This window comes from Bradyrhizobium sp. Leo78 (assembly GCF_059512425.1).
Genome location: NZ_JCAMOT010000280.1, coordinates 1 through 384 on the forward strand (window position 1 = coordinate 1; position 384 = coordinate 384).

Sequence of the window (384 nt, forward strand, 5' to 3'; positions counted from 1 at the left end):
TGAACGAAGTCCATCGCCCAGACGTCGTTGGGTCCGACGGCCATGTGCCGATCCTCGCGAAGCTTGGCTTTTACCCCCCGCTTCGGTGTCTTGTTCCGCAACTGTAGCCCCAAGTCCCTGTAAATGCGGTAGGTTCGCTTGATGTTGGTGCCCCAACCCTCGCGTTCCAACAGCACATGCACGCGGCGATAGCCGTACCGCACACGGATCTCGCAGATCTCGCGAATACGACGTTCCAGACCGGCCTGATCAGCACGGCGAGAGGTATAGTGGTGAGTTGATCGATCGAAGTTCAACGCTCCACAAGCACGTCGGATCGAGATCGCCCAATCGCAGCACATGCCTTTCACCATCTCCCGCTTCCGAGCAGGCCTTAGAGCTTTC

The 384-nt window shown here is 58.3% G+C and carries 1 protein-coding gene; it reads right to left on the reverse strand.

Translation table 11 applies throughout. The annotated features are described in order from the left end of the window. A partial coding sequence (locus AC5ZG1_RS44680) for an IS3 family transposase (protein WP_496136611.1) occupies window positions 1–384 on the reverse strand: 384 nt, incomplete at both ends.